The sequence below is a fragment of the Telluria sp. LT2P34 genome (assembly GCF_059685915.1).
In genome coordinates, this window is sequence record NZ_JCASIN010000002.1 from 107,230 (window position 1) to 129,174 (window position 21,945).

Genomic DNA, 21,945 nt, shown 5'->3' on the forward strand with positions numbered 1-21,945 from the left:
CTTTTTGCATTGCAGTCACCGCTACCTACCTCAGCGCGTGCCCGAAGTGCCCATACAGGCCCAGGCACAATTCCACGAAAATCAGCAGCAGGATCGCCTGCTCGAGCCGGTGCGAGCTGTGGTAACGCATGGTTTCGACCAGGGTTTCCGAAGTATGCGACAAGGTAGTCAGCTTGCGGTCGAGTGCCGCCGCCCGGTCGTTCAGTTCGTAATCGCCCTCCAGGCGCGCATACAGGCCCGACAGGCCGGGGTTATCCCACAGCAGGTCAGGCCGGTCGAGCACACCGGCGCGGCCGTTCAGGCGGTTTTCCGCCAGCAGCATGTTGCCGACCGCTTTCAGCAGCTCCGCTGGCTTTGCCGAAAACTTGCCGTCTTCGGCCAGGTCGCGCGCGAGCGGTTCGGTGCGGTCAAAATCGCGCGCGGCGCGCCGTTCCTGGAAGGACAGCATGGTCGCCTTGGCCATCACCTCGGCAATGAGCTGCAGGCGCAGGCGGTCGGCGTTCTTGATCTTGATGTACTGCTCGGCCGGCCCTTCTTCCTCGTCCGGATCGATGTCGATCATCGCCATTTCCTCGGCGCCAGGGTCGCCCGGGCCGGAGGCGTGGGCGGCCACGGTTTCCAGCAGGCGCGCCTTCTCCCCTTTCGAGGCGTTGAACAGCACGATCGCGCCATAGCGGAAAATAGCGGCGATGCCGCCCTCCCCCAGCTTGACCATGAAGGGCGACTTGGCAATGATCTCGAAGCCCGAAACGACTTTGACGTCGATCCGCTCGGCCACCATGATGGCGCTCGCCGTAAACTGGAGCTGGGCAATGACGGGCCGCTGATACGGCAGTTTTTCGGTTTTCAGGTGCAGCCCGGGACGGGTGCGGGGGCGCGGATTCCAGCGAATCTGCTTTCTGTCGATGTGGCTGTCCATGGTATTTTTTGTGAAACTGTTGATGACTGCGGGGGTTCAGCCCGGCGCCAGCAGGTTTTGTACCCGCCGCGCCATCTCGTCGAGGCGATACGGTTTTTGCAGCAGCGGCACGCGCCGGAAAATCTCGTCCTCGAGGCCGTCGTCGCCCGGATAGCCGGACGCGAACAGCACTTTCGCCCGCGGCAGGCAGTCGGCCGCGGCCAGCGCCAGGTCCTGTCCGCGCGTGGCGCCGGGCATCACGATGTCGGTAAACAGCAGGTCGATCGGCAGCTTCTGGCGGATCAGGCCGAGCGCGGTTTCGCCGTCCGCCGCCTCGAGCACGCACAGCCCGAGTTTGCGCAGCACTTCGACGCTGGCGGTGCGCACGGCTGCCTCGTCCTCGACCACCAGCACCGTCAAGGCGGCAGAGCCGTCCTGCCCCTGCACCAGCGGGAAGTACAAGGTGACGACGGTCCCCGCGCCGGCCGTGCTGGCCAGTTCGATATGGCCGCCGCTCTGCTTGACGAAGCCGAAGGCCAGGCTGAGCCCGACGCCGGCCCGGCGGCTGCCCGCCTTGGTCGAAAAGAAGGGCTCGAAGGCGCGGCGCCGGGTTTCTTCGCTCATCCCGGCGCCGTTGTCGCCCAGGCGGATGCACAGGCAATCTTGCTGCGTGCCGGGCAGCAGCCCGCGCGCGACGTCGATCGCCAGCTGGCCGTCCGCCGCCATCGCCTCGGCGGCATTGCGCACCAGGTGCAGCATCGTGTTCCCGAACTCGACCTGGTCGAGCGACACCAGGGCGCCGGCGGCATCGATCGACAGGGTCAGTGCGCGCCCGTCCAGCGCCTGCCGCAGGCTGCCTTCCATCGCGCGCAGCAGGACCTCGACGCGCAACAGCGCGGGCTGCAGCCGCTGGCGCCTGGCAAAGGCAAGCAGCTGCGTCGCCAGGCCGGCGCCGCGGCGGATGCCGTCGGCCGCGGCGTCGAGCCGGCGGATCGTCGGCTCATGCGTCCGGTGCGCCACCCGCAGCAGCTGAAGGTGGCCGCCGATCAGCTGCAGCACGTCGTTGACATCCTGGGCGATGCCGCCGGTGAGCTGGCCGAGCGCTTCCATCTTCTGCGCCTCGTGCAGCGAGGCCTCGGCGGCGGCCAGTTCGCGCGTGCGCAGCAAGAGCGCGGCCTGGCTGTCGTCGAGCGCGCGGCGCGCCTGGTCGCGCTCGACGATGGTGCGGTAAGCGCGCGAGTGCGCCCGCGCGCGCGCCGCCAGTTCGATCCGGTCCGGCCACTTGATCAGGTAATCCATGGCGCCGGCGGCAAAGCCGTCGGCCTTGATCTGCGGGCTGTCGTTCGACGAGACCATGATGATCGGCACGTCTCCCAGGCGCGCATGGCCTTTCAGGGCGCGGATCACTTCCAGCCCGTCCACCATCGGCATGTGCAGGTCGACCAGGATCACGGTCGGCGCGCAGGCTTCGGCAAACTCCACCGCCCGGGTCGGGTCGTCCAGGTAGTCGATGTGGATCCCGCGCTCGCCGGCCAGCATGCCTTGCACGAGGTCGGCGTTGAAGGGCTGGTCGTCGATCAGCAGGAGGCGAGTATCGAGGGTCTGGTTCGGCATGGCGGGCATCAGGATGGATCAGCCAGGCAGGCCGGGGGCGCCAGGTCGGCGATGCTCAGCTGCAGCTGCAGCAGGTCGTAGGGCTTGGGCAGCAGCGTGATGGCGCTTCCTTCGGGCAGCGCGATACTGCCGCCCTCGCCCGAGGCCAGGATCACTTTCAGCCCGGGCCGCAGGGCCAGCGCCCGGGTCGCCAGTTCGATGCCCGACAGCCCCGGCAAATTCAGGTCGGTGAACAGGACGTCGACCGCGCGCTCCTGCAGCAGCTTGAGCGCGTCCTCGGCAGAGGCGCTGCCGCTGGCCGTGTGTCCCAGCGCGTCCAGCAGCTCGCAAGCCAGTTCACGCGTATCGGCATCGTCCTCGACCACCAGGATGGTGCGCCCATCCTGCGACTGCCGGACTTCCTGGAGCGGCACGTCGAGAGGCGCGAACGGCGGCGCGGCGGGCCGTTCGGCGCCGGCGTCGGCGCCCGTGCTGCCCAGGCAGAGCAGGACGGCATGCGCGAGCTGGGCCCGGCTATACGGTTTCGGCAGCAGCTCGATGCCGGCCTCGAAGGCGCCATCGCGCAGTTGCCCGGAGGTGAGCAGGATCCGGGTCGCCGGCGCAATGGCGCGGCACTGGCCGACCAGGGCGGCGCAATCGACCGTGCCCGGCATCGACAGGTCGGTAAACAGCAGGTCCACCGCCACCCCGCCTTGCAGGATCGCGAGCGCCTCGCCGCCGTCGCCGGCACGCAGCACCCGGTAACCCAGGCCCCCGAGGATCTCGGTGGTCGAGGCCACCACCGCGGCATCGTCGTCGACGACGAGGATGGTTTCGCCGGCGCCGTGCACGCTGCCGCGCTCGATGCTGCCGGCGTCCAGTGCGGCGGCGTGCGAGCGCGGCAGGTAGATCCGGATCGTGGTGCCCTGGCCGGCACGGCTCTCGATGCGGATTTCGCCGCCGCTCTGCTTGACGAAGCCGTACACCATGCTCATGCCCAGGCCCGTGCCCTTGCCCGGCGCCTTGGTCGTGTAGAAGGGGTCGAAGATCTTGGCCAGCACCTCGGGCGGCATGCCGCAGCCGGTATCGGTGATCGCCAGGCAGACATGCTCGCGGCCCGCCGGGCCGTCGAGACGCGCGTTGGCCAGGGAGATGTCCAGCCTGCCTTCGCCCGCCATCGCGTCGCGCGCGTTGATGGCCATGTTCAGGATCGCGTTCTCGAGCCCGTTGCGGTCGACCTCGACGTTCCACAGCTCGGCCGGGCCGTCGAGCGCAATCGCGATCCGGTCGCCCAGCGCACGCGCCAGCAGCGAGGCCATGTCGCCGAGCAGCTGGCCCAGGTGGGTCGGCACCGGCAGCAAGGGCTGGCGCCGCGCAAAGGCGAGCAGCTGCGAGGACAGCTTCGAGCCGCGCTCGACGGCGGCGACGGCACTGGCCAGGCGCGCCCCCAGCACGCTGTTCACGCCGTCGAGCTCCATCAGTTGCAGGTTGCTCGAAATGATCTGCAGCACGTTGTTGAAATCGTGGGCGACGCCGCTGGCCAGCTGGCCGACCGCTTCCATCTTCTGTGCCTGGCGCAGCGCTTCCTCGGCCTTGAAACGTTCGGTTTCCTCGAGCACGACCTGGCGCTCCAACGCGCCGTTCAAGGCACGCAGCGCAATCTCGGCCTGGCGCAGGCTTTCCTCGGTGCGCTTGCGGTCGGTGATGTCATAGGCCACGCCGAGGTAGCGCTGCACGCCTTCCACGGTCGAGGGCACGGGCTGGCCGCGGCGTGCAAGCCAGCGCCGTTCGCCGGTGTCGGCACGGACGATGGCGTATTCGGCGTATGCGATCGGATTCGCGTCGCTGCCCAGCCGTGCAGGCCCGGCCAGGTGCAGGTAATCGGGATCGACGTGGCGCACCAGCAGGTCGGCGTCGATGTGGGTATTCGGGGCGAACCCCCACAGGCGGCGGTAGGCTTCGGACACGACCAGTTCGCCGGTGGCCGGAAACCACTCGAAGGTGCCGATCTCGCCCGCCTCCTGGGCCACGCGCAGCCGCTCCTCGGTCAGCGCGTGGTTGGTGATGTCGACGCCTTCGATGAAGATGCCATAGATGTGGCCGGCCGCATCCTTCAAGGGCTGGAACACGAAATTCAGGATGCGGCGTTCGGTGGCGGTGCCGTTGCCGCTGTCGAGCAGCACGTCGAGGTCTTCGCCATGGAAAGCCTCGCCGGTTGCGCGCACGCGGTCGAGCACCTCGATATAACCCTGCTCGACCACTTCCGGCACCGCCAGGCGCACCGGCTTGCCGAGCAAGGGGCGATGCTGCATCAGGCGCAAGTAGGCATCGTTGGCCAGCTCGTAGACGTGATCGGGCCCGGTCACCACCGCCATGAAGCTCGGCGCCTGGCGGAACAGGCCGTTCAAAAAATCCATGTCGCCGGCCAGCTGACGGTTGGCGACTTCAAGCTGCACGCGCAAGGCGTCGAGGTCGGCATTGGCGCGCCGCAGGTGCTCTTCCTGGGCGGCGCGCTGGCGTTCGCCCAGGACGCGCGAGGTGGTCTCGATCACGGTGGTCAGGACGCCCCGGATGCGGGCGCCGTCGTCGACCACCGGTACGTAAACCAGGTCGAACCAGGCATCTTTCGGCCCGCCATCGCGCTCGAGCACCAGGTGCTGGTCGTGGAATACCTGCTCGCGGCCGGCGTAGCAGGCCTGGTAGACGCCAACGTTGAAATCGCGCGTTTCGGGCCAGGCCTCAAAAACCGACAGGCCGAAGGCGGCAGGATGGCGCGCACCGGCGATGCTGGCGTAGGCGTCGTTATAGATGAGTACCCGGTCCTCGCCCCAGGCCACCACCATCGCGACGGGCGAGCGCAGGAGCATGTCCACCATGCTGCGCAGCGCTTGCGGCCAGGCGGCCGTCGGTCCGAGGGACGTGCCGCTCCAGTCGTGGCTGCGTAGCAGTGCGGCGGTTTCGCCACCACAGGCGGGCCAAACGATCGTGCTCATATGCGCCTGTACGGTGGAAGAACCAGGGGATGGGAAGAAATCACGGGCAACAGTGTATCACTGGAAATCGACTTGCAAGCGTGCGCGACTTTGCCTTGCACCAGCGGTGCGTGCCCCGTTTGTTGTCGAACTGGTAGGATTTCTAAACTTCTTCGAAGGGAAAATGCCATGTTAAAAGTAAAAAACACGGACAACGGACGCGTCGACCAGCTCGGCGTGCTGGCGGCGCGGGTGGTCGAAGAGGCGCTGGCCTCGGGTCTGTCCTGGGACGAGGCCATCGTCGCCTTCGGCATCGCCAGCAAGGCCATTGCCGTCAATGCCGCCACCCGCGGCAGCGGCACGCCGGAAGAATGCATCGCCCATGCGCAGGGACGGCTGCAATTCGGCATGGAACACAGTTCGGAAGTGCTCAGGGCCTTGCTGAGCTGAGCTGCACGGTTCCCGAGTGGGGGCGTCTCCTTGTAGTTGAACTGGTATCATTCGCGTTTGTCCGGACCGTGACGCCGACCTTGCCCCACAGTGCGCCGGTCCTCACCTTACAGAACATCAAGAATGAACACACCGACCCAACTGCCCTCTTTCTGGAGCCGGCTTTCCCTGGCCTTCGGCACCTTCTTCAAAACCGTCGGCGATGCCGAATTCGCCGCGCGCGTGCGCGATGACGCGATCGGCCCCGTAGCGCCAGCTCCCGCGCCTCCCGCCGCTGCTGCGCCCCCGGCGCCCGTCTCCTTGCGCGTGGCGACGCCGGAAGCGGCCCTGCAGCTGCTGACCCTGCTCCAGCGCGAAGCGCGCCTGATCGACTTCGCCCACGAAAACCTGGCCGCCTATGCCGACGCCGACATCGGCGCCGCCGCGCGCGTCGTCCACGAAGGCTGCGCCCGCGTGCTGAAGGAACACTTCACCATCGAGCCCGTGCGCAGCGAAGCCGAAGGTGCGCGCGTCACGCTGGAAGACGGCTTCGATGCGGCCAGCGTGCGCCTGACGGGCAACGTGGTCGGCAAGGCGCCGTTCAAGGGCACCCTGTCGCATCGCGGCTGGCGCGCGACGCAAGTGCGCCTGCCGCAGCTGGCCAAGGAACATGACGCGACCGTCATCGCACCGGCGGAGGTGGAACTGTGAGCGGCCGCTACGCCATCGGCATCGACCTCGGCACCACGCACTGTGCGCTGTCCTATGTCGACCTGGAAGCGAGCGACGGCGAGCGCACCGCACACGGCGTTCTGGACGTGCCGCAGCTGACGGCGCCGGGCAGCGTCGATTCCCTGCCCTTGCTGCCTTCCTTCCTGTACCTGCCGCATCCGGACGAACTGGCGCCGGGCGAACTGGCCCTGCCCTGGCCGGACGATGGCACTGCGATCGCCGGCGAGATGGCGCGTTCGCGCGGCGCCACCACGCCGATCCGCCTGGTATCTTCCGCCAAGAGCTGGCTGTGCCACCCGGGCGTGGACCGCCGCGCCGCCATCCTGCCGCCGGACGCGCCCGAGGAAATCGCACGCGTCTCGCCGCTGGAAGCGTCCACCCGCTACCTGCAGCACCTGCGCCGCGCCTGGGACCATGCGCACCCCGACGCGCCCTTCGAGCAGCAACAGGTGACGGTGACGATTCCCGCCTCCTTCGATCCGGGCGCGCGCGAACTGACCGCCGAAGCGGCAAGGAACGCCGGCTACACTTCCGCCACCCTGCTGGAAGAGCCGCAGGCGGCGCTCTACAGCTGGATCCAGGGCAGCGGCGGCGCCTGGCGCAAGCAGGTGCAAGCCGGCGACATCGTACTGGTGGTGGACGTGGGCGGCGGCACCAGCGACTTTTCGCTGATCGCCATCCTCGAGCGCGACGGCAAGCTCGAACCGCACCGCGTCGCCGTGGGCGACCACATCCTGCTTGGCGGCGACAACATGGACCTCGCCCTGGCGCACCTGGTGGCGCGCAAACTCGCCGCCAACGGCACCCAGCTCGACGCCTGGCAGATGCGCGCCCTCACCTATGGCTGCCGCGGCGCCAAGGAGCACCTGCTGGCCGACGCCGCCACCACCACCTGGCCGATCGTGGTGCCGAGCCGTGGCTCGAAACTGATCGGCGGCTCGATCCGCACCGAACTGACGCGCGACGAAGTCACGGCCTTCATCCTGGATGGCTTTTTCCCGCGTGTCGACGCCTCCGCCCGTCCGGCCACCCGCACCCGCGCCGGCCTGACCCAGCTCGGCCTGCCCTACGCCCACGATGCCGCTGTCACGCGCCACCTGGCCGCCTTCCTGGCACGCCAGGCCGGGGCCACGTCGGAACTCGACGGTTTCGCCGGTTCCGTCAGCAGCGAACATACTTTTCTGCATCCGAGCGCGGTGCTGTTCAACGGCGGCGTCTTCAAATCCGAGCTGCTGTCGCAACGCGTGATGGACACCATCAACGACTGGCTCAATACGGAAGGCGCGCCGGCCGCGCGCATGCTCGGTGGCGCCGACCTCGACCTCGCGGTGGCGCGCGGCGCGGCGTATTACAGCTATGCGCGGCGCGGCGGCGGCGTGCGCATCCGCGGCGGCACGGCGCGCTCCTATTATGTCGGCGTGGAGTCGTCGATGCCGGCGATTCCCGGCATGGAACCGCCGATCCAGGCGCTGTGCGTGGCGCCCTTCGGCATGGAAGAAGGCAGCGAACTCGAACTCCCCGGCCAGGAATTCGGCCTGGTGGTGGGCGAGCCGGTACATTTCCGCTTCTTCGGTTCGTCCACGCGCCGCCAGGACCAGATCGGCGACGTGCTCGATTTCTGGGGTCCGGACGAACTGCAGGAACTGGGCGAACTCGAGGCGACCCTGCCTGCGGATGGCCGCAACCCCGGCGACGTGGTGCAGGTGAAGCTGCATGCGCTGGCGCTGGACACGGGCACGCTCGAACTGGCGGCGGTGGCGCAGGACGGCCAGCGCTGGAAGATCGAATTCGACGTGCGCAATCCGACCGATCATCCGTGAAACCCTGGCTGGTCAGCATCGATCTCGGCACCACGAATACGGTGCTGGCTTATGCCCGGCCGGGCGCCGGGCCGGGCACGCAAGCGCTTGAACTGTTCGCCATCGATCAATTGGTGGCGCCGGGCGAAGTGGCTGCCCAGCCGCTGCTGCCCTCGAACCGCTACCACGCAGCCGTTGGCGAACTGGCTGCCGGCGAACTGCAGCTGCCCTGGCCTCAGGTGGACGTCGCCGGTGTCGAACAGGTCGCGCTCGGGCGCCTGGCGCGCAGCTTGGGCGGCGCGACACCGGGCCGGCTGGTGGCGAGCGCCAAGAGCTGGCTGTCGCACCCGGGCGTCGACCGCATGGCGCCGATCCTGCCCTGGGGCGCCGCGCCCGATGTCCCCAAAGTCTCGCCGGTGGCCGCCAGCGCCAGCTACCTGGCGCACCTGCGCGCCAACTGGAACACCCGTTTTCCCGGGCAGCCGCTGGAGCACCAGGAAGTCGTGCTCACCGTCCCGGCCTCGTTCGACGAGGCCGGGCGCGCGCTGACGCTGGAAGCGGCGCGGCTGGCCGGCCTGGCGCACCTGCATTTGCTCGAAGAACCGCAGGCCGCCCTCTACGACTGGCTGTACCGCCACCGCGCCACGCTGGCCGAATCTCTCGCCGGCACGCGCCTGGTGCTGGTGCTCGACGTCGGCGGCGGCACCACCGATTTCAGCCTGGTGAAGGTCGAACTCGAGGATGGCGAACCGAAGCTGACCCGCATCGGTGTCGGCAACCACCTGATCCTCGGCGGCGACAACATGGACCTGGCCCTGGCGCACCTGGTCGAGTCGCGCATGGCCGAGGGCGACGCCGCACCGGCCCAGCGGCTGAGCGCCTCGCGCCTGGCCCAGCTTACCGAACGCTGCCGGGCGGCCAAGGAAGGGCTGCTGGCAAGCGATGCGCCCGAGGCGGTGACGGTCACCCTGCTCGGCGCCGGCTCGCGCCTGATCGGCGCCAGCCGCAAGGCCATGCTGCGCAAGGACGACATCGAGCGCATCGTGCTGGACGGCTTTTTTCCCTGGAACGAAACGCAGGAAGGCGCAAAACGGGCGCGCGCCGGCATCGTCGAATTCGGCCTGCCGTATGCGAGCGACCCGGCTATCACGCGCCACCTGGCGGATTTCCTGCGCCAGCACGCGCCGGCGGCGCGCGCGGCGCTCGGCATGCCTGAGGACGACGACAGCTTGCCTGTGCCCGATACCTTGCTCCTGAACGGCGGCGTATTCCGCGGCGCCGCCTTGTCCGAGCGCGTGGCCGAGATCCTGGCGCGCTGGCGCGGGCAGCCGCTGCGTATCCTCCACAACGACAATCCGGACGTGGCCGTCGCGCGCGGCGGCGTGGCCTATGCGCTGGCGCGCCAGGGCCAGGCGCCGGCCATCGAAAGCGGCGCCGCGCGCAGCTACTATCTGCTGCTGGGCGGCGAACCGGGAGAACCGGGCGCCGCCGGCACCCTGCGCGCGGTCTGCCTGCTGCCGCGCGGGACCCCGGCCGCCGTCGACGTGCGGCTGCTCGAGCGCAGCTTCGCCCTGCGCCTGGGGCGGCCGGTGCGCTTCCACCTGGTCTCGACGATTGCCGACGCGGGCGCCGCGCCGCGGGCCGGGGAACTGGTCGACCTGGCGCCGGCGGACGTAGTGCGGCTGCCGCCGATCGCCACCGTGCTGCGCGCCGCACCCGGCGCCGCTGCGCGCAGCGACATTGCGGTGCAGCTGGTGACCGCCTTGAGCGAAGTCGGCGCACTGGAAGTGCATTGCGTCGCCGAGGACGGCAGCGGACGCTGGCAGCTCGCCTTCGAGCTGCGCGGGGCGGAAGGGACTGAGGCGGACGAGCCGCATGAAGAAGCGCTGCCGCCTCAAGTGGACGCCGCCATCGACAGAATCGACCGCGTCTTCGGCACCCGTTCCAAGGGCGTCGACCCGAAAGAAGTGCGCCAGTTGCGCGCCAGCCTGGAACACCTGCTGGGCGCGCGCGAGCGCTGGACCACGCCGCTGCTGCGGCGCCTGTTCGACGCGCTGATGGAGCGCACAAGGGGACGGCGCCGCTCGGCCGAACACGAACGCGCCTGGCTCAACCTGGCCGGCTATTGCCTGCGTCCCGGTTTCGGCGACCCGCTCGACGGCTGGCGCATCGAGCAATTGTGGGCGATGTTCGAGGCCGGCGTGCAATACCACAAGGACACCCAGGTGCGCGCCGAGTGGTGGACGCTGTGGCGCCGCGTGGCCGGCGGCCTCGCGACCGAATCGCAACTGCGCCTGCTCGACGACTTCGCCTTCAACCTGCAGGCCGATGCCTCCGAGCGCGGCAAGCGCCCGATCACCCTGGTCGACGGCAGCGAGGACGACATGCTGCGCCTCGGGGCCTCGCTCGAGCGCATCCCCGCAAGCTACAAGGCGGAGATCGGCAACTGGATGATGGAGCAAATCACGGCGATTCCGTCGGCCGGCGCCAAGCAGGACGCGAAAACCGCGGCCGCGTATACCCGCTACCTGTGGGCGCTGGGCCGCGTCGGCGCGCGCCAGTCCTTCCACAGCAGCGCCCACGAAGTGGCGCCGGTCGAAGCGGCCGAGGCCTGGCTGGAAAAACTCCTGCTGCTGGACTGGAAAAAGGTCGAACCGGCTGGCTTCGCGGCCAGCCAGATCGCGCGCATGACGGGCGACCGCTCGCGCGACATCGGTGAGGCCGTGCGCGACCAGGTCCTGCGCCGCCTGCTCGCCAGCGGCGCCCCTGCGGCCTGGGCATCGATGGTGCGCGAAGTGGTGGAACTCGACCAGGCCAGCGAAACGCGGATGCTGGGCGAGGCACTGCCGCCGGGCCTAAAGTTGTTGCGGTGATTCAACCATGGATGAGCCATCACCTCAGTAGATTGAAACGTCGGCTATGTAATCAATATCCAACTCCAAAAAAATAATTATGTGAATACCCTCAACGCATAGAGTGTGCAGTATAAATATGATACCTTCAAAAAACTTTTTGGAGGAGCACATGACTATATTTGAGCTTATAAAGACTGTTCTCGACGACATATATGTAGAAGCGCGCGCTCAATACGGCGCTTCGGTAGACGCAGTCATCACTCAAAGAATGCAGTACTTGGTATCTGCATATGGGAACCTGGACAGCGCCTCATTCTCCCCTATTAATTATAAGGACCCAGCCACTCGATTCGCGTATGTTTATAAATATGTTCCGGCTCATGCAGACTACATAGTACAGATCTTGAAAACATTCCGATCGGAAATGGACGAGCCAGTTTTTTCAATGCAAGAATTGAGAATTAGCTGCGTCGGCGGTGGCCCAGGAAGCGACCTTATCGGCGTCCTTAAATATCTTGACTCTCGTGGCGATAAGGAACCTGTGCGATCAGTCATGGCTTATTTGCTAGATAAAGAGCAGGCATGGGCTGACACCTGGACCGAACTAAATGTACCCTTAGACCTGAACTTAAAATTTAACTCAGCTTTCCAACCGTTAGACGTAACCGTGCCAGAATCGTGGAAGTCTCAGAAAAAATTCCTACAGGCGGATTTATTTACGCTGAGTTATTTTGTTTCGGAAATAAAGGCGTTAGACAAAAACGGGGAGTTGGATGAGTTCTGGGAGACTCTTTTCGATGGAGCAAAACCTGGGGCTTACTTCCTCTATAATGATAATGGTTACACCAGTTTCACAAACTATTTTGATTCTAGATGGAAAGCAGCTGGGTTAACTTGCATTTTAGCTACGGATACTAGGATGACTCCTAGTAGTAGCGAACAGGCATCAGAACTGAACTACTATCGACAGAAATTTGGTCATATGTCGAAATTGCAGGCTCAATTAACTTATCGAATATTGAAAAAAAACTAAATTCATGAATGATCTTTTTGGCACCCCCCCGCGATCTATTGCGTTACCTATTGCTGGGGGTTGTTTAAATTATTTTCCATCGCTCGATGTAGGAATTCGACACGATACTCTATTGGAAACACTACTAAATCAAACTCCTTGGAGGCAAGAAGAAATTACGATCTGGGGCAAGCGCCATCTCCAACCTCGACTAATCGCGTGGTATGGAGACGAAGATTTTGAATATACATATTCAGGCATCTACCTCAAACCGTCCCCGTGGACTGAAACCCTGCTACTTATAAAAAATAAAATTCAAACCATTTCAGAGGAAACTTTTAACAGTGTTTTGTTAAACTATTACCGTAACGAGAAAGACAGTATGGGATTTCACAGTGATGACGAAGCAGAGCTTGGCGAGACGCCGACTATTGCATCGTTCAGCCTTGGAGAAGAAAGAGTTCTTGTGCTGAAGCCAAAAAGCAACAAGTCATTAAAACCGATAAAAATACCGCTACAATCAGGGAGCTTGCTGATTATGTCTGGCGAAACACAAAGAAATTGGGTTCATGGCATAGAAAAGAAAACGACTAAATTAGGGCCACGAGTAAATCTAACCTTCAGAAAAATAATTAGAAATTAAACGATTTAATGTATTTCAAAGCGTATTTCTACCTCTTGACATCACACTCAACGTTTCAATTCGCGAACACAATCCCCCTTACTCCACCGCAATCGCCAAATCCCGCCCCTCGAGCGCCACCTGCCCCGCGAAATCGGCCGCATAAATGCGCAGGATGTAATCGCCCGGCGCCAGCGCGCCGACTCGCCAGGAGCCCGGCGTGACCCGTCCGTCCTGCAGGCGGTTGTTGACGGCATACGCGAAGCGCGTGGCCTTGCTGCCGTAGACGGTGATGCCGCTGTTGGGCGCATACAGCAGCTTGACCGCTTCGCGCTCGCGCGGCAGGCGGTCGTAGACCTGCGTGACCAAGGGCTGTTCGTAGCCGGCAACCGCACGCCCGTCCGCATGCAGCAGCTGGTAGCCCAGCTTGTAGAGACCGAGGCGGCGCCGCGCCAGGTTGCCGTCCATCTGGTCGTAGCCGTCGGCCACGATCGCGACCTCGCCCAGCGTGCGCGAGACCTTCACGGGCTGGCCGCGTTTGCCCGGCAAGCGGCGGCCGATGCTGTCGTACAGCGCCACGTCCTGGATGCGCGGCGCGATCGTATCGACGATGCCCGTGAAAGGCAGGGTCAAGGGGTTCACCAGGGAACCGCCCGGGTAATAATCCATGTGCACATGCGACATGCTGTTGATGCTGCCGAGCGCGTCGCCCACGGCGAAGCGGGTACCGCGCGGCACCCGTACGCGCATCGGTTTGCCGCGGGCGTCGAGCAGCAGCTGGAAGCGCGCATCGAAGGCCCGGTCGCGGCTGTCGCGGCCGACGCGCATGTGGATATACGACAGCGGCCCGACGGCGATGCCTTCGCTGAGCGATCCGTAGCCCCAGTTCGCATACGGGTCGCTCACCTTGGAGGGCGTCACCGCCAGCACGCGCGCGCCGATGTCGGCGCGCACATCGAGACCGGCGTGGAAGTGGTCGCGGCTCTCGCCGTTATAGCTGCCGCGCACTTCGCCCATCAGGCCCACGACTTCATGCGCCTGGTCCTGCGGACCGACCGGCCACGGCATCGGGTCCTTGCGCACCGGTTGCGGCGGTGGCGCGTTCGAGGGCATCGGCACGCCTGCCTGCGGCGGGGCCAGGCGCACCACGTTCAGCGCCAGCGCATCGGCCACCACCACGGCGCCGCCGGGCTCCAGCGCGATGCCGCGCGGCGCATACAGGCGCACTGTGCCGTCGCTGGCATAGGTCGATTCGGGCGGGCGGTCGGCGTCGGGCAGCGCGCGCACCTCCCCGCCTGGGGCCATTTGCAGGATGCGCCCGCCCGCGCCGCTGGCGATGTACAGGTAGCCATCGGCGCTCAGCGCCAGCCCGCTCGGGCGCCGCAGTACCGGGTTCGGCTCGCCCTCGACCGGCGCGGCGACCGTCGTCACGCTGCCCTCAAGTCCGATCCGGCGGATCGCATTGTTGCCGGTATCGGCGACGAACAGCGTGCCGTCCCTGGCGGCGGCGATGGCGCTGGGGGTATCGAAGGCAGCCAGCGCCGCCGGCCCGTCGAGATTGCCCGGCCGGGCGCTGCCGGCGACCGTGGTGACGCTGCCATCGGGCGCGATGCGGCGGATGCGGTCGTTGTAGGTATCGGCCACGTACACGTTGCCGCGCGCATCAAGCGCAATGCCGACCGGTGCATGAAAGCGCGCCGCCCGCCCCTGGCCGTCGAGGTAGCCCGGCTGGCCGTCGCCGGCGAGCGTGGTGACGCTGCCGTTCGGTGCGATTTTGCGGATGGCGTGGTTGCCGGTATCGGCCACGTACAGGTTGCCGACGCGGTCGAAGGCGAGCGCCGAGGGGGTGTGGAAAGCGGCTGCGGGTTTGCCTTCGCCGCCGCCATCGAGGAAGCCTTCACTGCCACCGGCGTAGGTGGACACGCTGCCCTGGCGGTCGATGCGGCGGATGCGGTTGCTGTCGCCGCCGTCGGCCACGTACACATTGCCGTGCGCGTCGAGCGCGACGCCGAAGGGGTCGCTGAAGCGGCTGGCGGCAGCGGGGCCGTCGGCGACGCCATCCTGGCCGCTGCCTGCCAGCGGCGTCACGCGTGCGGCCCAGAAGGCCTGGGTCGGTGCGGCGGCGGGCAACAGCAGCGCCGGCCGGATGGAGGCTTTGTCGCGCCCGGCCTGGATCAGATAGCCGGTAATGCCGGCGGCCAGCACACCTGCGGCAGCGAGTGCCGCTATGGTCGATTTTCGGTTCACGTCAAGGCCTGCGGATTGCACAAACCGAAAGTCTAACCGATCAGCCTGCCTCGCACGGCAGGCCGGTGCACCGTGCGCAGAATCAGCGCTTGCGCAGCAGGCGCGCGAACAGCGAGGAAATCGAACGGGTCGGGATCAGCTTGGCCAGCGGGCCAGGGTGGTTGCAGCGCGAAGTGATGGTCATTGTTGTGCTCTCCGTAACAGGTATTATCAGGATAGTCATACTGCTGAGCTCGTTCTGTGCGCCAGTTCGCATAGCTTGGCAGTTCCTCATGACGCTGTCGTGACAAATCCACGCCCCGCACATTTGATCCAGATCATGAACTTTGAAGTGCTGCGCCCTACGCTTTTGGGGCAACACCACCTTGGAGGAGACGGCAATGAGCTACGCGGATCGTGACAAATACGGGATGTACAAGCACAGCAGCAACACGGGGCCAGGACCGGCCTTGATGGGCGCGGACACCCTGCTGGGCGAGCACGTCGTCAATGGCGCCGAGGAAAAACTTGGCGACATCAAGGAAATCATGCTCGACATGGCCAGCGGCCGGGTGGCCTATGCCGTGCTCGCCTTCGGCGGCTTCCTCGGCATGCACGAAAAACTGTTCGCCGTGCCCTGGCAGGCGCTGCAGCTCGACACCACCCACCACCGCTTCGTACTGGACGTCGAGAAGGAGCGCTTGAAAACCGCCCCCGGCTTCAACAAGGATTCCTGGCCCGACATGAGCGACGTCGCCTGGGCCAACCAGGTCCACACCTTCTACGGCACCGACCCGAACCGCGGCGGCGGGCCGGCCATGGCGCCGGGCGCCGGCATGCGTACGGGGATGAGCGAAGGCGGCGGCGCCGGCATCGGCTCGGGCATGGCCGCAGGTACGCACACAAGCGCCGGCGGCATGGGCAATACCGAAGCCGCAGTGCACGGCTCGGGCGCCAGCGTCGACCCGCGTCCCGGCAACCTGGGCGACGACAAGGACATCAGCCGGATCCGGGGCAGCAATATCGGATAAGGGAAGCTTATCGGATCATCGACTCCCAGACCTTCTGCAGCCGCTTGGCCGACACCGGCATCGGCGTGCGCAGTTCCTGGGCGAACAGCGACACGCGCAGCTCTTCCAGCATCCAGCGGAACTCGGTCATGCGCGGGTCGTTGCTCTTGCCCGGCTGCTTGGAGATGCGCTGGAACTGGCTGGCGGCGTTCTGCCATTCGGCCATCAGCTGGGCGTCGCGCGCCGGGTTGCCGCGCAGCTTTTCCAGGCGGATGTTCATCCCCTTTAAATAGCGCGGGAAGTGCGCCAGCTGGCTGTACTCGTTGTCGGCCACAAAGCGCTTGTGCACCAGTCCCGCCAGTTGGGCCGTCATGTCCGCCGCCACCGGCTGCGCCAGCCCGTTCAGGCGCTTGGGCATGCCGTGGAACTCGGCCAGGATCGAACCCACCAGGCGCGCGATCTCGTTGATCAACAGGCCGATGCGGCCCTTGCCCTCTTCCTTGCGCTTGTTGAAGGAGGCGGCGTCGCTCGGCAGCGGGTCCTGCAGGCAGGCGATGTCGATCGCCTTCTGGATGATCTGGTCGCGCAGCTCTTCCTGCGAGCCGACCGTCATGAACTGCATGCCCATGCCCTGCAAGCCGGGGATGTTCTTCTCGGCGAATTTCAGCTGGTCCTTCAGCTGCAGCGCGAACAGGCGGCGCAGGCCGACGCGGTGGGTGCGCGCCGCCACGTTCGGGTCGTCGAACACTTCCAGGTCGCAATGGGTGCCCTTGTCGACCAGCGCCGGGAAGCCGATCAGGGTCAGCTTGCCCTGGCTGATTTCCAGGAGCTCGGGCAGCACGCCGAAGGTCCAGCTGGTGAGGTTGGTGTGCTGGCCGGCCGGCGCCGGCGCCACGGCGCCAGCCGGGGCATTCCCCTTGGCCTTGGCGGGGGCGGCGGGCGCCGTCCCCTTCGCCGCAACCGCCGCCGGCTGGGCGGCAGCCACCGCTGCCGGCGCCGCTTCCGTCAGCTTCTGGAAGCTCTGGCGCGCCTGCCCGCCCAGTTCGGCCTGCAGGGTCGACAGGTTGCGTCCCATGTCGAGCTGGCGGCCATGCTCGTCGATGACCTTGAAATTCATGAACAGGTGGGTCGGCAGCGTCTCGATCTTGAAGTCGGCGGTGAGGACGTTGACGCCCGTTTCGGCGCGCACATCCAGAATCAACACGTCGATCAGGTCGCCCCGCCCAAAGGCGCCGGCCGCATGGACGCGGTCGACAAAGCGCGCCGCGTAATCCGGAATCGGCACGCAGTGGCGGCGAATCTTTTGCGGCAGGGATTTGAGCAGCAGGTGGACTTTTTCCTTCAGCATGCCCGGCACCAGCCAAGCCGCGCGTTCGAGCGGGATCTGGTTCAGCGCGAACAGCGGCACCGCGAGCGTGACGCCGTCGCGCAGGCTGCCCGGCTCGAAGTGGTAGGACAGTCCCATCTCGATGCCGGTGACGTTCATCACCTTGGGGAACAGTTCCGTCGTGACGCCGGCCGCCTCGTGCCGCATCAGCTCTTCGCGGTTCAGGAACAGCAGTTTCGGGTTGTCGCGCGCGCCGTCCTTGTACCATTTTTCAAAACCAGCGCCGTTCACCACATCCTTCGGGATTTCGGCGTCATAGAAGGCGGCGATCAGCTGGTCGTCGACCAGCACGTCCTGGCGGCGCGACTTGTGCTCGAGGTTCTCGATCTCCTTCACCAGCTTGTGGTTGTGGGCATAAAAGGGCGCGCGCGTTTCGTAGTCGCCCGCCACCAGGGCGTCGCGAATGAAGATTTCGCGCGCCTCGTACGGATTGTGCAGCGCGTGGTTGATGCGGCGGCCGCTGTAGACGACGATGCCGTACATGGTCGCGCGCTCGAGCGCCGACACCTGCGCCGGCTTCTTTTCCCAGCGCGGCTCGCCCCAGGACTTTTTGAGCAGGTGCGCCCCCACCTTCTCCACCCATTCCGGCTGGATCTGGGCGATGCAGCGCGCGTACAGGCGCGTGGTTTCCACCAGTTCCGCCGCCATGATCCACTTGCCGGGTTTTTTCAGGAGCGAGGAACCGGGCCAGACATGGAACTTGATGCCGCGCGCGCCGAGATAACCCGCGCCCGGCTCATCCTCGGCCTTGAAGCCGATATTCCCCAGCAGGCCAGTAAGCAGAGCCATGTGCAGCTGGTCGTAGGTGGCCGGCGCCTCGTTCAGGCGCCAGCCCTGCTCGCGCACGATGGTCAGGAGCTGCGAATGCACGTCGCGCCACTCGCGCAGGCGCACCTGCGACAGGAAGTTGGCGCGGCAGTTCTCCTGCAACAGGCGATTCGTTTTTTTGTGCGCGATGGCATCCTCGAACCAGGCCCAGATTTTCAGGAAGCTGAGGAATTCGCTCTTCTCGTCGGCGAATTTTTTATGCTTCTCGTCGGCCTGCTGCTGGTATTCCATCGGCCGGTCGCGCGGGTCCTGCACCGACAGCGCCGCCGCGATGACCAGCATCTCGGAGAGGCAGTCGTTGTCCAGCGAGGCCAGGATCATGCGCCCGACGCGCGGGTCAAGCGGCAGGCGCGCCAGCTTGCGGCCCAGCGGCGTCAGTTCGTTGGCATCGTCGACGGCGCCCACTTCCTGCAGCAGCTGGTAGCCGTCGGCGATCGCGCGGCCCTGCGGCGGCTCGATGAAGGGGAATGTCTCGACGTCCGTCAGGTGCAGCGACTTCATGCGCAGGATAACGGCCGCCAGCGAGGAGCGCAGGATTTCGGGTTCCGTGAATTTCGGGCGCTGTAAAAAATCCTCTTCCTCGTACAGGCGGATGCAGACGCCATCGGCCACGCGGCCGCAACGGCCGGCGCGCTGGTTCGCCGCCGACTGCGCGATCGGCTCGACCTGCAGCTGCTCGACCTTGTTGCGGAAGCTGTAGCGCTTGATGCGCGCCAGGCCGGCATCGACCACATAGCGGATGCCCGGCACGGTCAGCGAGGTCTCGGCCACGTTGGTCGACAGCACGATGCGGCGCGCATTCGTGGTGCGGAATACGCGGTCCTGTTCTTCCACCGACAAACGCGCGAACAGCGGCAGGATCTCGACATGCGGCGGATGGTGCTTGCGCAGCGCTTCGGCGCAATCGCGGATTTCGCGCTCGCCCGGCAGGAAGACCAGCACGTCGCCCTGGCCCAGGCGGCACACCTCGTCGACGCCCTCCACCACCGCATCCATCAGGTCGCGTTTTTCGCGCGCCTGCTGGGCTTTCGGTTGCGGCTTGCTGTCGCTGCCGCCACCATTGGCCATGACGGGGTCGCGGTCCACCGGGCGGTAACGCACCTCGACCTTGTACAGGCGGCCCGACACCTCGATCACGGGTACCGGCTTTTTTCCTTCCTGCGCGAAGTGGCGCGCGAAGCGCTCGGCGTCGATGGTGGCCGAGGTGATGATCACCTTCAGGTCGGGACGGCGCGGCAGCAGCTGCTTCAGGTAGCCGAGCAGGAAGTCGATGTTCAGGCTGCGTTCGTGGGCCTCGTCGATGATGATCGTGTCGTAGGCTTTCAACATCGGATCGGTCTGGGTCTCGGCCAGCAGGATACCGTCGGTCATCAGCTTGATCGAGGCGCCCGGCTGCAGCGTATCGTTGAAGCGCACCTTGAAGCCGACGTGCTCGCCCAGCGGCGTGCCGATCTCGAAAGCGATGCGCTTGGCGGTCGAGGACGCGGCGATGCGACGCGGCTGGGTGTGGCCGATCAGGCCCTTTTCGCCGCGCCCGAGCTGCAGGCAGATCTTCGGGAGCTGGGTCGTCTTGCCGGAACCGGTTTCGCCCGAGACGATGATGACCTGGTGCTCCATCAGGGCCTTGGCGATTTCCTCGCGCCGGCCCGAGACCGGCAGGTCTTCGGGATAGGTGATCGGCGGCAGCGGCGTCTGAACGCGCGGCGCGCGTGGAAGCCTCGGTTCGCGCGGCGGCTTGCTTGCGACAGTCGGCGCCCGCGTCGGCGCGCGATTCGGTTCGCGATTCGGTGCGCGATTCGGTGACTCTGCGCGCGCCGTATTCGGCGAAGGCTTGTTGCTCTGTTCAGACATTGTTTTTACGAGGTATTTGGTGCGCAAGTCGCGCAGCGAATTATAATGCGGCAAATGGAAAACCCTACCCAATTCGTCCAGTGGCTGCGCTCTGTCGCGCCGTATATTCATGCCTTTGGCGGCAAGACGTTTGTCGTTGCCTTCCCCGGCGAGTTGGTCGCCTCAGGCGCCCTGCCGGTACTGGCGCAAGACCTGTCCCTGTTAGTCGCCCTCGGCATCCGCATCGTGCTGGTGCACGGCTCGCGTCCGCAGGTGGCCGAACAGCTTGGCCTGCGCAGCGTCGAGGGCCGTTTTCACAACGGCGTGCGCATCACCGACACCGCCGCGATGGAATGCGCGAAGGAAGCGGCCGGCGAGCTGCGCCTCGATATCGAAGCCGCCTTCAGCCAGGGCTTGCCGAACACGCCGATGTCGAATGCCCAGATCAGCATCGTGTCCGGCAACTTCGTCGTCGCCCGTCCGCTCGGCGTGATCGATGGCGTCGATTTCGAGCTGACCGGCATGACCCGCAAGATCGCCGCCGACAAGATCGCCCCGATCCTGCAGACCGAAGACAACCTGGTGCTGCTCTCGCCGCTGGGTTTTTCGCCGACCGGCGAAGTCTTCAACCTGACGATGGAAGACGTGGCCGCCTCGGCCGCCATCGCCCTCCACGCCGACAAACTCATCTTCATCACCGAAACGCCGATGATGATCGACGCCGCCGGCACCGAAATCCGCGAGCTGTCCTCGCACCAGGCCGAGGCCGTGCTGCAGGCGAACTTCCTGCCGCCGGACGGCGCCTTTTACCTGCGCCACGCGATCAAGGCCTGCAACAGCGGCGTCGACCGCGCCCACATCGTGTCCTTCGAGATGGACGGTTCGGCCCTGCTCGAGCTGTTCACCCACGATGGCGTCGGCACCATGATCAGCCACGACAACCTGGAAAGCCTGCGTACGGCCACAATTGAGGACGTCGGCGGAATTATCAAGCTGATCGAGCCGCTCGAAGCGGACGGCACCCTGGTCTATCGCGGCCGCGAACTGATCGAACGCGAAATCGACCAGTTCTCCGTCATCGAGCACGACGGCGTGATCTTCGGCTGCGCCGCCCTGTACCCCTTCCCGGAAGCGAAGATGGGCGAAATGGCCTGCCTGACCGTGAACCCGGACGTGCAGGCCCAGGGCGACGGCGAGCGCATCCTGAAGCACATGGAAAACCGCGCGCGCGCCGCCGGTCTCACCAAACTGTTCGTGCTGACCACGCGCACCGCGCACTGGTTCAAGAAGCGCGGCTTCCAGCCGGCCACCGTCGACGACCTGCCGAAAGACCGCCAGCACATGTATAACTGGCAGCGCAAATCACAGGTCTTCATCAAGACCTTATAATCTTCGCTTTATTTACTTACCGACTCAGGAGCACGATATGGCCCGCATGGTCCAATGCATGAAATTGAACAAGGAAGCCGAAGGCCTCGACTATCCGCCCGTGCCCGGCGAGATGGGCAAGAAGCTCTACCTGTCGGTGTCGAAGGAAGCCTGGCAGGCATGGCTGAAGCACCAGACCATGCTGATCAACGAAAACCGCCTGAACCTGGCCGATGACCGCGCGCGCAAATACCTGGCGCAGCAGATGGAAAAGCATTTCTTCGGCGACGGCGCCGATGCCGCTGTCGGCTACGTGCCGCCGACGGCGTAAATTTGTCCCGGGCAGGCGCTCGCCTGCCCGTCTGCGCGCCCTGCGCGCAATCG

Annotated in this window: 14 protein-coding genes; 9 read left to right on the forward strand and 5 right to left on the reverse strand. The window is 65.7% G+C overall.

What is annotated here, in order from left to right:
- Positions 1–25: 25 nt before the first annotated feature.
- From AC56KZ_RS06360 to AC56KZ_RS06370, 3 genes are read right to left on the reverse strand one after another with little or no spacing between them, the layout of a single operon-like run.
- Positions 26–919 (reverse strand): RMD1 family protein, encoded by an 894-nt coding sequence (locus AC56KZ_RS06360; RefSeq protein ID WP_497161310.1) that lies wholly within the window; start codon positions 917–919, stop codon positions 26–28.
- Positions 920–955: 36 nt separating this feature from the next.
- Positions 956–2,512 (reverse strand): response regulator, encoded by a 1,557-nt coding sequence (locus AC56KZ_RS06365; RefSeq protein ID WP_497161311.1) that lies wholly within the window; start codon positions 2,510–2,512, stop codon positions 956–958.
- Positions 2,513–2,520: 8 nt separating this feature from the next.
- Positions 2,521–5,484: a response regulator gene (locus tag AC56KZ_RS06370; RefSeq protein ID WP_497161312.1), complete on the reverse strand. Its 2,964-nt coding sequence runs from the start codon at positions 5,482–5,484 to the stop codon at positions 2,521–2,523.
- 168 nt (positions 5,485–5,652) lie between these two features.
- Between AC56KZ_RS06370 and AC56KZ_RS06375 the strand changes: the two genes are divergently transcribed.
- The 6 genes from AC56KZ_RS06375 (at position 5,653) to AC56KZ_RS06400 (ending at position 12,933) form a co-directional block, all read left to right on the forward strand.
- Positions 5,653–5,913 carry a hypothetical protein gene (locus tag AC56KZ_RS06375; RefSeq protein ID WP_497161313.1) on the forward strand — a complete coding sequence of 87 codons (261 nt, stop codon included), beginning with the start codon at positions 5,653–5,655 and terminating at the stop codon, positions 5,911–5,913.
- Positions 5,914–6,036: 123 nt separating this feature from the next.
- Positions 6,037–6,603, forward strand: a complete 567-nt coding sequence (locus AC56KZ_RS06380; protein WP_497161314.1) for a DUF2760 domain-containing protein — start codon at positions 6,037–6,039, stop codon at positions 6,601–6,603.
- On the forward strand, positions 6,600–8,444 hold the full coding sequence (locus tag AC56KZ_RS06385) for an Hsp70 family protein (protein WP_497161315.1): 1,845 nt from the start codon (positions 6,600–6,602) through the stop codon (positions 8,442–8,444). Before AC56KZ_RS06380 ends, AC56KZ_RS06385 begins: the two co-directional genes overlap by 4 nt.
- The gene (locus AC56KZ_RS06390; protein ID WP_497161316.1) at positions 8,441–11,296 is read left to right on the forward strand and encodes an Hsp70 family protein; all 2,856 of its coding nucleotides are present in this window, start codon (positions 8,441–8,443) and stop codon (positions 11,294–11,296) included. The genes AC56KZ_RS06385 and AC56KZ_RS06390 overlap by 4 nt, the downstream gene beginning before the upstream one ends.
- A 151-nt stretch (positions 11,297–11,447) precedes the next feature.
- Positions 11,448–12,311, forward strand: a complete 864-nt coding sequence (locus AC56KZ_RS06395; RefSeq protein ID WP_497161317.1) for a hypothetical protein — start codon at positions 11,448–11,450, stop codon at positions 12,309–12,311.
- A 4-nt stretch (positions 12,312–12,315) separates the two neighbouring features.
- Complete coding sequence (locus tag AC56KZ_RS06400) at positions 12,316–12,933, forward strand: alpha-ketoglutarate-dependent dioxygenase AlkB family protein (protein WP_497161318.1); 618 nt, start codon at positions 12,316–12,318, stop codon at positions 12,931–12,933.
- Positions 12,934–13,011: 78 nt separating this feature from the next.
- On the opposite strand, the gene AC56KZ_RS06405 is transcribed toward AC56KZ_RS06400, so the two are convergent.
- Complete coding sequence (locus tag AC56KZ_RS06405; protein ID WP_497161319.1) at positions 13,012–15,159, reverse strand: gluconolaconase; 2,148 nt, start codon at positions 15,157–15,159, stop codon at positions 13,012–13,014.
- 380 nt (positions 15,160–15,539) lie between these two features.
- On the opposite strand from AC56KZ_RS06405, the gene AC56KZ_RS06410 reads away from it, so the two are divergent.
- Entirely contained in the window at positions 15,540–16,169 is a 630-nt protein-coding gene (locus AC56KZ_RS06410; protein ID WP_497161320.1) for a PRC-barrel domain-containing protein, read from the forward strand.
- A 7-nt stretch (positions 16,170–16,176) separates the two neighbouring features.
- Here AC56KZ_RS06410 and hrpA read toward each other — a convergent pair whose 3' ends face one another.
- Positions 16,177–20,214, reverse strand: a complete 4,038-nt coding sequence (gene hrpA, locus AC56KZ_RS06415) for an ATP-dependent RNA helicase HrpA (RefSeq protein WP_497161321.1) — start codon at positions 20,212–20,214, stop codon at positions 16,177–16,179.
- A gap of 54 nt (positions 20,215–20,268) precedes the next feature.
- Between hrpA and argA the strand changes: the two genes are divergently transcribed.
- Positions 20,269–21,582: an amino-acid N-acetyltransferase gene (argA, locus tag AC56KZ_RS06420; protein WP_497161322.1), complete on the forward strand. Its 1,314-nt coding sequence runs from the start codon at positions 20,269–20,271 to the stop codon at positions 21,580–21,582.
- Between the two features lie 37 nt (positions 21,583–21,619).
- The gene (locus tag AC56KZ_RS06425) at positions 21,620–21,892 is read left to right on the forward strand and encodes an oxidative damage protection protein (protein ID WP_497161323.1); all 273 of its coding nucleotides are present in this window, start codon (positions 21,620–21,622) and stop codon (positions 21,890–21,892) included.
- Positions 21,893–21,945 lie beyond the last annotated feature (53 nt).